Raw genomic sequence first — 13,485 nt, forward strand, 5'->3', positions numbered from 1 at the left:
CAGATTTCCCTAGCTCATAGAGGGTGGCATGACCACCGAGCACCAAAGCCGCGATCCGGCGGTGCTATCTCCGCTGAAGATGAAGTGCGGCTTGTCTTCTCCGCGAATTAATTCCACCGCAGCAGCTATCGCTACCCAGGGCGCCGCACACTGCGGATTACCCAAGCAGGCATCCAGGTCATGTAAGCCTTGTTTGTGTTCTGCGAGCAAAGGCGCTGCACCAATTGCCATCGTGATCGCCGCCCTGCGAGCAGGAGCGGCTCCCACAACCCAAGCATGCCCAATCGACAATGCCTGAACCGGAACCCAATCAAGAGCTTGGCTGGTTGCGTAGAGCAAACTCTCAGAGGTTGGTTCACGCTCCTGTTCAGGACGATGCAGATAAGCCATCGGCTCCAGCAGGGTTTGAGTTCTACGATTACCAAGTAACAACCCCACCACTGCTTCAGCAGTACCTTGCGCTACAGCAGGAGCAACCTGAAACGCCACCACCAGCAATAACGCCTGATCATTAACGCGTGCATCCAGCCAAGCATCGACTACTGATAAACCGGTGCCCTCAAGTCGAGTGACTGCCTGGCGAATGCCAGACTCAGACCAGGCCTCCTGCCACAGCTCGCTCAAATTTCTTTCGGGAATACTGCTGTTCATATCCAACAACAACGCCAGCGGCTTATCCTCTGGCAGTTGCTTCAACACCTTGGCGATATCAATCAGCACCTGCTGCAAGACTCGACGCAGTAGTATTTCAGGTGACTCACCTTGCTCAGGTGGCAGGCGACTGTGGCGAATTCTTTCTTTACTGACCAGCCAATCAGGCTGGACATTCAACACCTTCGTACCCTTGTGCAACCCATCCCGCTGCACCTCGCGGCTTTCTGCTCCCTGCTCACGCAGTGCGGTATACAGGCTAACCGCCAACACTTGTTGCGATCGGCGTCCCCTACACACTTTCTGCTTATGATCCGTTTCGCGCTCGTCATTCCAAGCATCAACCACAGAACACTTACCGAGATATAGCGCAGCACGTACTACGCTCAACACACACCAAATTCCAAACGGCACACCCAGTGCTATCAACCAAAATCCATTTGGCTGATGAGTAAAAATGTCACCTGCCAACCACACTGTCAGCGCCAGTCCCAATAGCAACAATAGGCCCAGCAAAAGCAGCCAACGCCACACACGCGGCGCTGCGGGTGCGAACATAATAGGAGGGATTTTATCCAGTTTGACCGGCACGATTCAGCTCGCTGCCGCATTGGGCAAAGACGACATTAAGGCGCAGCCACAGACACATAAATGCCCGTGAAAAGCTACCGAGACACCGTTATCCCGAAAGGTCGGATGCCCCTCGGCAACCACTGTGCGACCGTGACCAGGTACTGGACAACTCACCGGATCACCAACCCGTGCGACACCGATACCGCCAAATCTCATCCCTGAGGAACCGGATAGCACCGTACCACCGCCGGTGTTTGTATCGCCGATCCTGATAACTCCCTTCATTGGTGAAACTCCATGCACGACCCACCATCGGTCCGTGAAATCAGTGTCCACGTCACTAACTGTTCGTCCTTGTGTGGCAGATGTTGACCTTGTTGCAGATCGATATATTCAAACCCTTGGCGGCCGAACATTGACCATTTACCCGTGTATGGCGCAGGTTCACCTGACAGCCTGGTGATAAAAGCGCCATCCCGGCAAATAAACTGCGCTTCGCGCTCGGGCCAGGAATACAACTCCTCCGGTTCCCCGCGAGTAAAGAAGCCTCGCTCTGGCACTTCGATAAATTCACCTTCCACACGGCGGATAAGCGTCCAGCCGGTTTCGACCCAACGAGTTTCCTTCCAATCATAGGCACGTTTGCCTGTATCACTCACAAAATCGCTGCGCCTAACGCCTTGCCTCGCTTCAATACCGCCTTCGAAACTGTTTGGGTACAACAGACAAGCTGCCGCAAACTCCACATCGGGCAAATAAATACCTATTTGCGCTGCAGGTTGATCTATTTCTAAGCGAACGCTTGGGTCAAGTTCGTAACGAGGAATGCGGCGCGGTAACTCCTCAACCTGATACAGGCAACCTTGACCGTTATACGTTAATGCACCTTCACTCCAATCTCCCCTGGCAGTGGACCCAAGTCGCTCATCAAGTTTGGTCGCCCTCTTTTCCGTCAGTGAAATGATCCTTTCCTCCTCCTGGGTCATCCAGTCGGACCAGCATTCACGAATGCCTCGAATATTGGACCTCATTGCACGCCCGGCATTGAAGGCCAAGGGGTCGTTATGGGTGCGCTGGATATAGGCATTGATATAAAAGTCACGATCAGGACGGATGTTAGGCAGCACACGGCTACCCCAGACCACATCACCTTGTTGCCATTGCGGCTTGCTACGCTGGCGGGGGTCAAGGTTGCTTTGTAAACGAGCATAGGCAGCTTCGTGCGCATCAATCCATTCGATGATTGCGTCACGGGTAGCTGCGAAGTGTTCGGCAGAGCTGAAGGTTTCCAGCAGGTAGCATTCGAGGGGGTGTAGAACGGCCATTTCAAGATCTCCGCTTGGGTTCAATGCACGAACCACCATCGGCCCTTGAAATCAGGGTCCACTTCACAGGCTGTTCGTCTATGTGTGGCAAGCGTTGACCTTGTTGCAGCTCGATATATTCAAACCCTTGGCGGCCGAACATTGACCATTTACCCGTGTATGGCGCAGGTTCACCTGACAACCTGGTGATAAAAGCACCATCCCGGCAAATAAACTGGGCTTCGCGCTCGGGCCAGGAATACAACTCCTCCGGTTCCCCGCGAGGAAAAAAGCCTCGCTCTGGCACTTCGATAAATTCACCTTCCACACGGCGGATAAGCGTCCAGCCGGTTTCGACTCGTTCATCCTCTTTCCAATCGTAATCACGCTTACCCGTATCAGGGTTAACCCAAGTACCACGCGTGACTCCACGTCGCACTTGTTCGCCGCCCTCAACCCACTCAGAAGGGTATAGAAGGTGTGCCGGTGCAAAATCTACATCGGGCAAATAGATACCGATCTGTTTAGGACGCTCATCTTTTTCTATACGTACATTTGGATCTAAAACGTAGCGTGGAATACGCCTTGGCAACTCGGCGACTCGGTACACCCTATCTTGTCCGTTATAAGTTAGATCCCCTTCTTCCCAACTTCCTCCAGTTGTATTTCCCAGCCGACCATCCAGCAGTGTCGCCCGCTCTCGCGATCGTGATATAAGCCGCTGCTCTTGCTCCAGCATCCAGCCATCCCAGAACTCGTCAACCCCACGATTCCAGTTATTCAATGTATTCCCCACCCCTTGAAAGGCTAGCGGGTCGTTATGCGTTCGCAATATATAGGCCTTGATGTAACGATCCCGAGCTGGCCGAATATTGACCAAGACCCGTGTGCCCCAGATCATATCGCCCTGCTGCCATAACGGCTTGTTGCGATTACGCGGATCAAGCTCTCCCTGAAGCCGAGCATAAGCCGCCTCATGGGCGTCGATCAGTTCTATTACAGCATCACGGGTCGAGGCTATATACTCAGCGGAACTGAAGCTCTCCAGCAGATAGCATTCCAACGGGTGCAGTACAGCCATAGTCAAGCTCCTCCTATTCAAACCAGTTATGAGTCAGATCAGGCAAGCCCAAAAATGGCTTGACCGGATCAAGGTCAGGATGGTCTGAACCGTCGTCGTATCCCCAACCTGTTTTCTGTCTAGGGCTGGCAAACTCTGGCTTAAGATCATTCGGATTCAGTACAATCTGTTCCCGACCTCCTTCTAACTTATATGCTCCATCTGACTCAAATTTTTGCGTAGCCGCACGCCCCTCCCATACTTTGAGCGGTTGCCCCGGGGGCACTGTGTAAGCCAAGAACTCTCCGTTCTCATTCCAACTTTTCCAAACCGCAAAATTTCGTCGCCATTCGCTCTTTGATGTAATTTTTTCGAATTCAACCTCACGCATCCAAAAACAGCCATTGTCGTAAGATTCAGAGCCGGGTTCCAATACTCGATATAATCGCTCACCAGGAGCGATGCTAACCGCTCGAAGTGAATTATCGAAGGTTTTAAACGCACCGTTGAGGGGTCTAATATTAGATTCAACGCTAATATCCGGCCAACCATCGGCGATATCAGCCAAAGAATTGTCTGACAACTTATTTAGTCCGGGATATTTAGTAGCTTCAACTTTATCCACCCAATCCGGCTGTTCCCGCCTCATCAGCTCAAGCTCAGCATTCGCACGATCCCCCAACACATGTGCATTGTTTCCAGTTCGGGCGCGATAGACGTTATCGCCTTCTACGCGTAAACGGTTGATGATCTGATCCACATAATTCTGCGCTGGCTTTAATGCCTTTGTTATACCATCAGAGGCCTTCCCCCGAACGTCAACGAGCATTGCCCACATTCTTTCTACTGACACCTTTAACGAGTCTGGCCCCCACTTCACAACTGAATCAAACATTTCGCGTGTGACTCGCATGATTTCATCCAATCGCACCAGCAGCTCTTCCACTGTCAGACTGGCCTTAACCTCATCCAGCTTTCCAGCCAAATAGTGATAAGGATTATTAATCTTCATCCACGCTAGAGTTTTCCGAACTACAGGACTGCCCAAATGCTGCCTCAGCAATACCATCGCCTGGTCGAGCACAACATCCAGGCGCCCTCCCGGTTTTGGTTTTATCTTTATTTTTAAAAGATACTTGCGCAGGTACAGAAATAGAACCTTAAAGCACCCTTTCAGCAAAGAGCCCAATGACGGAATCAAACCAATCAGCGTAAGTACCAAAGCCACCCATGCCCAAGTATCATCACTTTCCTTGCTTACCTTTCGACAATTCGCAATCAAATCACGTACGTCACCTATCTGATCCACGAATGGAATCATAAAAATCAAGGTACCAGTAACCACCTGTGCAGTACTTGGGTCCTCGTGAAAATCGCCTTGCAAGGTCTCCCAAAACCAGAGCCACATTCCTTTAAGCCCAGAAGGCGCATCCTGCGGAGGAGCCTGATAGAACGCCAAGGCATTTTGCATATCTTGATTCATGCACTTACCACTATCACAATAAACATAGAACACACTGACGTCACCATTCACTTTGAGTGACGTCAAATTAATGTACATCAGGCTCGTTTCCACAAACTCCAGGCTTTAAGCACTTCAGACCCAACCACAAAAGCAACTACCAACAGGCTGGGCAAGTAGCCTGCCACCACTAATAACAACGAAACTGACGGATAGAGAAAGAGAACGCGAAACGGAATTTGTGCAAATCCGAGATATCGTGCAGGCCTATAGCCGCAGACAAATAACACCCCGCTTAGTGCAATTGATATTTGCAGCCCCCAAGAAAGAAGCCCCATCCCCACCAGAAAACTACCAAGTTGATCACCCAGCCCCATTACACTAGATAGATCTGCCAGATACGGGACACGCCCTTCTTTCCAACTACTCAAGCTGTACCAGAGCACATAGAAAATGTCCAAACCACCCCATACCCGCAATACATTTGCTCGCGAGACACTCACAATTGATCTCCATTTTTCTCGTATACCGTATCAGCTGTCGGTGGCTGCCAATACCAAGACTTACCTGATACCTGCCAACTGTCATTACCTTCCAGATATGTTTGTTCGATGCGACGCTGATCCCCGTACTGGCGTATCGCAGACGTCTCGGCAAGGTGCTGTTCTTCTTCTCCCAGTGGCTGCCAGGCTTGAATCATAGTGCGCTTAGTGCGCTCATAGTCCTTACCGTCCGAACCAAATACCCGGCCTGAATCCCCCATAGAGGTCAAGCGATTAAGGAACATCTGCCCGACATTACGCCCACCGTGATAATCGACTTCTTGAGTCACCCATTTGCCTGCCCCACGTGGGCTTACATTTGTGCCTTCCGGCACTAGTGCCGCCTGAAGCAACGTATAGGAAGGCCAAGGCTGATCGGGCTGGGGCTCAGGAAACTGGTATTGCACGCTCGCTGGACTATCCGGTACAGGACTGTGTATCGCATGACCTTGCTCATCCAACTTTCCTTGCAAGACCTGGCCATTCTCGAAAGTCACAATGTAAGGCACGCCTGCTATCGGTTTTGCCACTGTATCGTACAAGTTTAAAATCAGCGTGTTCGGCTCATCACCTAAAGGTCCAGCCAGAAAAGGGAGCGCCGCATCCAACTGCCCTACTGTTTGGATGTAGTCAAAGTTAGGAGACTTGATCTCAACTTCACCAGGCGAGCCTATTTCAATACGATACGGGTCGATGGTGATGTAGTTACCACCCGAGCTAATAGTTATTTTCTTTTTAGCAGTAATTCTTATTTCGTCTTCGGTGCTGCTGATGTTCAGCCCTTGGCGAGACAACAGCTCCATTCGATCATTCTGCGCCTGGATTGAAACAGCCCCCTGGTTAGCAACGAAATTCAGCCCCAGCTTTTTGGCGAATAAGCCAATAGCTTGGCCTGCTGTTATCGTAAAACGTTTAACCACACTAAAGTCGGTGTTGTTATTCACTGCACTAAAGGTCTGTCCCGCAGCCAACTGCAAATGTTCTGGAGTCACCAAGGCTATGCCAGCAGGAGCGGAGACGAGAAGCCCGGACTCCTTCAGTTGCCCTAATACATCCTTGAGTTGCTCCGGCACCATACCGTCAGCCTCGAGAGCTCCGGCAGCTGCGGCATTGCTCGCCAATCCCCGCACGCGCTGGAGTGCCTCCTCCAATTGCGCCAAGGCCTCACGCATACTGAGCATTTCCCCCTGTGCCTTCGACTGCTTATCAGCACTTATGAAAATTCCTTTCCCTGCACGAATGGCCGCATGCCCATCGGTGCGTAGTTCCGCACCCTCGCCGCGAGGCTGGCGCTCAGCATCGACCAGATGGCCGAGGTTGAGTTGGCTCTTGCCGCTGTGTTCGGTGCTGAGCTTGAGGTGTTCCTGCCCGCGGGTGTCGTCCATGCGCAGTTTGTTGTTGGCCGGGGTGCGCAGCACGTTGCGCTTGTCGTTGCGTAGAGTAACGTGGTCGATGTGCCGGCTGTCGTGAAGGGCATGGGCGATGTAGGGGCGATCCGGGTCGCCCTGTTCGAAGGCGATGGCTACTTCGGTGCCGGCAATCAGCGGTAAATGCAGGCCATGGGTGTCGCCGGCGTAGGGCCGGGCCAGGCGGAGCCAGACGCTTTCTTCACCGGCCTTCCAGCTGTCGCGATCGAACAGGAAGTTCACCCGGTAGCGCCCTTCCAGGTCGATATGGGCGTAGGGGTCGTTGGCCTGTGGACTGGTGACACGGGCTGGGACGGTGCCGGCGATTTGCGGTTTGCCCTTCAGTTCTGGACGGAAACATACGGTTTCTGAATAGGGCATGGCCTGGAAGGTCGCCTCGAAACTTTGGTCACGGGCGGCCGTGGTGGTCAGGCCGGTGATTACCGCGCCCGGCGTAAAGGCCTGGGGGGCACCGCCGGAGACCTTGAGCACCTGGCCCGGCGCCAGGGTGGCGCTGCTGCTGATGCCGCTGAGCTGGGTCTGCCCATTCAGGTAGCGTTCGTGGCGCAGGCGGGCGTAGAAGTAGCCGCTTTCGCTTTGCAGATCCTCGTCTTGATCCAGCCTATCGCCGAGGGCCGTGTAAGGTTCGGCGTAGTGATAGGCCTCGCCGTAGGTGGTGGTCGCGCCCCGACTCTGGTCGATTTCACCGCTCAGGTGGGCGCTGGCATCGCGATGGTGGTAGGCACGGATATGCACCTGCTGTTCGACCACGGCGTGGCTCGATTGCAGTTGCCACACCGCATCCTGGCCACTGCTGCCCAGCCCGGATTGCGGGCGAAGGGGTAGTTCGATGTCGAATTGGTAGAGGCGTTGATCGTCGCAAAACTCCACCACATCAATGCCCAGGCGTTCGTCGCTGGTGAAGCGGTACCAGATGCCGACTTCGGCCAGCAGACGGGCAATAAAGGCCAGGTCGCTTTCGCCGTATTGCATGACCTGTTCGCGCTTGGGATAGTCGCGTTTGAGGCTGAACAGAAAATCCTGGCCTTCCAGGCCGTGGCGACCGCGCAGGATGCTTTCGACGATCTCCGGCACTGATTGGTGCTGGTAGATGCGAAACTGCTGGCCGCGACCGAACAGGGCCAGGCGCGGCTGCAGGGTGATCGCATAGGTGGCCTGGTCGTTGGAGCCGGACTGGCGTTTGAAGCCGGTGACCACGCCATGCAGGGTGCGCAGCGGTTTGACCTCCGGTGCGCTGAGCCCGGTGACCGGCAGCTTTTGCGGCGCGGCGTGCAGGCTGAAGCTGGCGTCCTGGCCGAGCATACTTTCCGCAGCCAGATCACGCTCGGTGCTGGTGAATTCCACGCGATAGCTGAAGGGTTGGCTCAGGTGTTCTTGGCCTTCAAAGGCCAGAACATCGAGCCGGGCCTCGACATCGCGCACACTCAAGGTATGCCGGCTGTGGTCGAAGAAGTTTTGCAATTCGCTGGACATGCTCACACCTCCAGGGCGACGGGCTGAGCCGTGTCTTGAACACCGGTGAAATGCAGGCTGATGCCTTCATCGTCGCTGTAGCCGAGCCTCACGCCGTGGGTACGTTGCTGCGCCGCGCGGCGCTCCAACAGTTGCTGACTGAGTACGGGCAGGATCTGCTCGTTGAGCAGGCTGTCGATATTGCGTGCGCCTGAATCGGGCAGCAGGCAGGCGGCAACCAGCGCGTCATTCAGGGCATCGTCAATTTGGCACTCCAGGCCGTAATGACGTTGCAGGCGCTTGGCGACCTGGGCCAGCTTGATCGCCACGATGCGCTTGAGTGCATCGGCTTGCAGCGGGCGATAGATCAGGGTCTGAAAACGTGCAAGCAATGCGGGCTGGAAGTGCTCGCGCAGGATGGGACGCAGCAGTTCATGCAGCACGCTGTCCGGTGCATCCGGTTGTTCCTGCATGCAGGTTTGCAGCAGGTCGCTGCCGAGGTTGGAGGTCATGAGAATGACGGTGTTGCGAAAGTCGATCTCGCGCCCTTCGCCATCGCGCATAAAACCGCGATCGAAGACCTGGTAGAACACATTCAGTACGTCGCGATGGGCCTTTTCCACCTCGTCGAGCAGCACAACGCTGTAGGGCCGTTTGCGCACGGCTTCGGTGAGCACACCGCCCTGGCCGTAACCGACATAGCCGGGTGGTGAGCCTTTGAGTTGGCTGACGGTGTGGGCTTCCTGGTACTCGGAAAAGTTGAGGGTGATCAGCGATTTTTCGCCGCCGAACAGGCTGTCGGCCAGGGCCAGGGCGGTTTCGGTTTTGCCCACGCCGCTGGTGCCGACCAGCAGGAACACGCCCAGCGGCGCCTTGTCATCGGTGAGGCCGGTTTTGGCCGCCCGCAGGCGCTGGGCCATGGCGCTCAGGGCCGGCGCCTGCCCGATGACACGCTCGCCCAATTGCTGCTCCAGCATCAGCAAGCTGGCCTGTTCGTCCTTGAGCAAACTGCTCAGTGGCACCCCGGTCCAATCGGCAATGACTTCGGCCACGCTACGCGCGTCGACATCCAGCGACAGCAGCGGCTGGTTGCCTTGGACATTGCTCAACTGCCGCTGTAACTGCGCGCAGGTCTCACGCTGCGGCGGCTGCGCCTGACGCGCGTCAATCAGTTGCTGGGTCAGGTCAAGCTCTTGCCGGTATTGACGCTCCAGATCGACGTATTGACGTTGCAGCTCGGCGTGTTGTGCGGCAATCACCGTTAGGCGCTCATCGGCACCATGCCCGCCAAGGCGCTGATCCTGCTCCAGTGCTTGGCCTTCCAGCTCCAGGGCCACTTGTCGGGCACTCAGGCGGATCAACGCCTGCGGCTCGCAGTCCAGGCTCATGCGCACGCGGGCGCTGGCGGTGTCCAGCAGGTCGACTGCTTTGTCCGGCAGCTGCCGACCGGTCAGGTAGCGCCGCGACAGGCTGACTGCTGCCTGCACGGCCGCATCCTGAATGTGCACGCCGTGATGGGTGGCGTAGCGTCCTTTGAGGCCGCGCAACATCAGGCTGGCATTGGCATCATCCGGCTCATCGACCTTGACCATCTGAAAGCGCCGTTCCAAGGCCGCGTCGCGCTCAAAATACTGCTTGTACTCGCTCCAGGTGGTCGCGGCGATGGTGCGCAACTCGCCACGGGCCAAGGCGGGCTTGAGCAAGTTGGCCGCGTCGGCACCACCAGCCTGGTTGCCGGCGCCGATCAGGGTGTGGGCTTCGTCAATGAACAACAGCACCGGCTGTTCGGACTGTTGCACGGCGTCGATCACATTTTTCAGTCGTTGCTCGAACTCGCCTTTGATGCCCGCACCTGCTTGCAGCAACCCCAGATCAAGAGTGCGTACACTGACCGATTTGAGACTGTCCGGCACCGTGCCGTGGGCGATGCTCAGCGCCAAGCCTTCAACCAATGCCGTTTTGCCAACGCCCGGCTCGCCCACCAGGAGTGGATTGTTCTTGCGCCGACGACTGAGGATATCAACGACCTGGCGAATTTCGTCGTCACGACCAAACACCGGGTCGATCTGCCCTTGTGCTGCTTTGGCAGTGAGGTCGTGGGTGAACCTGTCCAGCACCGCCTGCAACGCCTCAACTTTTTTCGTCGCGCTGGGTGGGAGTATGACGGGTTCACCTGAAGGCGCTGCAGGGCTGTCCGACGCGGCTGAAGCCTGCACCTCGGGGCGCTCCTCGGACGATTGATCCAACAACACCAAGAGGCGCTGCAACTGAGCCTCACTGAGGCTGAGCAAAGGCCATGCGGCTTCACACACCAGCAAGCTGGGCGTTTCCATCAACGCGCTCAGCAGGTGGACAGAGCGCAGGCTGTCGTTGTTATCGTCCAGCGAGGCCTTCAACCAGGCGTTCTTGATCAGTTGCTGCAATGGCTCCGACAGCTGCGGCTTGCTCTGTACGCTGCGTGGCAGACCATCGATATGCTCCAGCAGCCCGTACCACAGCGTCTCCATATCCCACTCGTAACGACGTGCGATTACGGTCAAATCACCGTCTCCCTGCCCCAGCAACTTGAGCAGCCAGTGCTCAATGGTGATTTGCGCGTGCGCACGGTTCTGGCACAGCGAGGCCGCCGCACTCAACGCCTGGGCGCAGTAAGGGTTGAGACGGCGAAGCAAGCGGGTGGAATTCGGTGCCATACGGTTACATCCTTGTTCGGGGATCTGGGTGTGTCGTCAATAAGACCGGCCGTGGAATTGCAATTCGATGTGTTTGGCTGAACGCCCGCGAACGGACGCTCAACCCAGCACACCGGGAGCCGAAGGCAAGAGACCACCTGCGGCTCCACACGCATCAGGCGCTCTGACGTTCATTCCACGAGTCGGAGTGGATGATGTTGCCGTCCTTGTAGGTCCAGGTGACCTTCTCGTAGCGCAACTCAATCTGCTCAAGGTGGTTGTGCTTCTCTTTGCCTGGGTCTTTGACGTCGTGCATTTTCGGCGCGACTTTCACCACCTTGACGTTTTCCAGCTTGGTGACGAAGTACTCGACTTCCTGCCCGGCGTCGTCGATGCGGTACCACTTGAATTCAGCACTTTTGAGGGTTTGCCCGGTGGTCACGGCCTTGTAAAGGTAAGGGCTGGACGCATCGATTTCCTTGGAAAACAGAAACGGCGTGTGTACGCGAGTACCGGTCAACTTGCCGGTGTTGTTGTCGGTGGGGATGTACAGGCTGTGGTCCTGGGCCACCACTTCGATGCTGCCTTCGCGCTTTTGCACATCCACCGAACCCTTGATGTTTGCGCCGCCGTCGTCTTGCAGCCAGAGGTAAACGGGAATTGCCATGTGAAGCTCCTTTTCTCGGAAATTTAACTGTCGCGGGATGCGACTGGGGGTTGCCTGTCCGGCCCGGCGGTAGAGAGCGCGCACGCCCCTGCCTCTGGTACCAGACGGATATCGACGCGGCGATTGGCTGCACGCCCCGCCTCGGTGTCGTTACGGGCGATCGGTTGGCTCGCGCCGAAGCCCTGCACGGCAAAACAGCTGTCGGGGATACCGCCCATCTGCTGCATCCAGGCATGCACTGCAGCGGCGCGGGCGTGGGATAGGCGAAGGTTGTTCTGCGGATCGCCGGTGGCGTCGGTATGCCCGGCGATCACAATCAGCCAGCCGGGCTGTGCCTTGATGTCGACCAGCGCATTGATCAGGATTTTTGTCGAACCCGGCTTGAGTTGGGCGCTGCCGGTGGCGAACAGCGACAGACTGTCCAGCCGCACCGGCTTGGCAATTCGTACAGGGGCCGCAGTCGGTGCAGGTTCAACATGAGCGGCCAGTACTGCCAGCAGCGGCGCGCGCAGGCGTTCGCCACGGTACAGGCCCAGGCCGAATGCCAAGGGCACACCGTGGCGGTAGTAGGCGTCCAGGCGTTGAGCGTCCTGGCGAAGAACAGTCACGGCGTCTTCACGCCAAAGGAATTCGCGCTGCTCACGCTGGGTCGGCTGTGGAATGGCCGTATAGCGCCGTAGATCGTCACTGACCTGGCGCACTAATAAGGTGTTTTGCCACGCCGAGCTGGCGAGTGCGATGACACTTGCGACGGCGAATAACCACAATGCTGCGATGCTTGCGCGGTGTACCGGGGAACGCGACGAGCCGCACGGGAGCAGGCTGAGCAAAGCGTCCGGGAACGGTAAGACCGCATCCGTCACTGCCGACCTGTTGTCAGCCAGAGCCACTCTGCTGCGCAACCATTGCTGCCACAGATTGCCCTCCGCTGCGGCGGGCAAAGCCGGTACCAACCTGACCGCACAAACCGTCGCCAACCCTGGGGAGCGGCGCGTGGCAAGGTACGGCAGCACCGCGTCTTGCAACCACGCAACGACACTGTTCAGTTGTACACCGGCATGCGTCCGCGCCGATTGTACGGACGAGTCGGCGGTATGCTGTTGCCACTCATCCAACCTGACGCAAGCACCCGCATCACGCACGAGGGCGTCGGCTTGATCATTGTCCCAACTGAACCAAGGCTCCTCGCCGTGCAACGTTTGCAGGTAGCTCACCAGCAATAACGGCAGGGCAATGCCGCGTTTACGTACCAGAGACAATTGGTGGCTGAAGGTCCGCACCTGACCGGCGAGTACAGCACCATCACTGTGCACACCGGGATTAACGGTGAACATCACACTAAGTTGCCCGCGCCAGCTTGGGCGTAGTACCAGGATCCCATCAGTGACAGCCACCAGCTGTTCCAGGCTTGGAACACGGACATAGCAACCATGTTCGGTTATGCGCAGGCCCATCTGTTCGGCGGGAACCCGGCCGAACAAGCCATCCAGACCGTCACCGCAGACCAGAACGACAGGATGACGAAATGCTGCCGCAGGCAGGAGTCTGTTATCAGCCAATGAAACCAATCCATGGTGTTGAACTGCACAACGCCCCAACAGCACCCAGGCCCACGCTACACAACCCACTGTGATCAATACACCCAATGCTCGCGCCCACAGGCCGAGAGGAATGA

9 protein-coding genes and 1 pseudogene are annotated in these 13,485 nt (G+C 56.4%); all 10 read right to left on the reverse strand.

The features are described from left to right. Positions 1-9: 9 nt before the first annotated feature. Entirely contained in the window at positions 10-1,242 is a 1,233-nt protein-coding gene (locus tag BUE92_RS18760; RefSeq protein WP_073525653.1) for a hypothetical protein, read from the reverse strand. 3 nt (positions 1,243-1,245) lie between these two features. After that, the gene (locus BUE92_RS18765) at positions 1,246-1,509 is read right to left on the reverse strand and encodes a PAAR domain-containing protein (protein WP_073525654.1); all 264 of its coding nucleotides are present in this window, start codon (positions 1,507-1,509) and stop codon (positions 1,246-1,248) included. Continuing rightward, positions 1,506-2,549, reverse strand: a complete 1,044-nt coding sequence (locus BUE92_RS18770; RefSeq protein ID WP_073525656.1) for a hypothetical protein — start codon at positions 2,547-2,549, stop codon at positions 1,506-1,508. Before BUE92_RS18770 ends, BUE92_RS18765 begins: the two co-directional genes overlap by 4 nt. A 1-nt stretch (position 2,550) precedes the next feature. Further along, positions 2,551-3,609 carry a hypothetical protein gene (locus tag BUE92_RS18775; protein WP_073525659.1) on the reverse strand — a complete coding sequence of 353 codons (1,059 nt, stop codon included), beginning with the start codon at positions 3,607-3,609 and terminating at the stop codon, positions 2,551-2,553. Between the two features lie 13 nt (positions 3,610-3,622). Next, positions 3,623-5,071, reverse strand: a complete 1,449-nt coding sequence (locus BUE92_RS18780) for a hypothetical protein (protein WP_073525788.1) — start codon at positions 5,069-5,071, stop codon at positions 3,623-3,625. Positions 5,072-5,148: 77 nt separating this feature from the next. Further along, positions 5,149-5,553 carry a hypothetical protein gene (locus BUE92_RS28130; protein ID WP_143170004.1) on the reverse strand — a complete coding sequence of 135 codons (405 nt, stop codon included), beginning with the start codon at positions 5,551-5,553 and terminating at the stop codon, positions 5,149-5,151. Between the two features lie 665 nt (positions 5,554-6,218). Continuing rightward, a pseudogene (locus BUE92_RS18785) lies at positions 6,219-8,492 on the reverse strand (type VI secretion system Vgr family protein); the annotation flags it as partial. Positions 8,493-8,494: 2 nt separating this feature from the next. Then, positions 8,495-11,164: a type VI secretion system ATPase TssH gene (gene tssH, locus BUE92_RS18790; protein WP_073525662.1), complete on the reverse strand. Its 2,670-nt coding sequence runs from the start codon at positions 11,162-11,164 to the stop codon at positions 8,495-8,497. 154 nt (positions 11,165-11,318) lie between these two features. Continuing rightward, positions 11,319-11,810, reverse strand: a complete 492-nt coding sequence (locus BUE92_RS18795) for an Hcp family type VI secretion system effector (protein ID WP_073525664.1) — start codon at positions 11,808-11,810, stop codon at positions 11,319-11,321. Between the two features lie 23 nt (positions 11,811-11,833). Next, positions 11,834-13,369: an OmpA family protein gene (locus BUE92_RS18800; RefSeq protein WP_256673984.1), complete on the reverse strand. Its 1,536-nt coding sequence runs from the start codon at positions 13,367-13,369 to the stop codon at positions 11,834-11,836. Positions 13,370-13,485 lie beyond the last annotated feature (116 nt).

It is taken from the genome of Pseudomonas fluorescens, from assembly GCF_001902145.1.
Classification (GTDB): Bacteria; Pseudomonadota; Gammaproteobacteria; order Pseudomonadales; family Pseudomonadaceae; genus Aquipseudomonas; species Aquipseudomonas fluorescens_BV.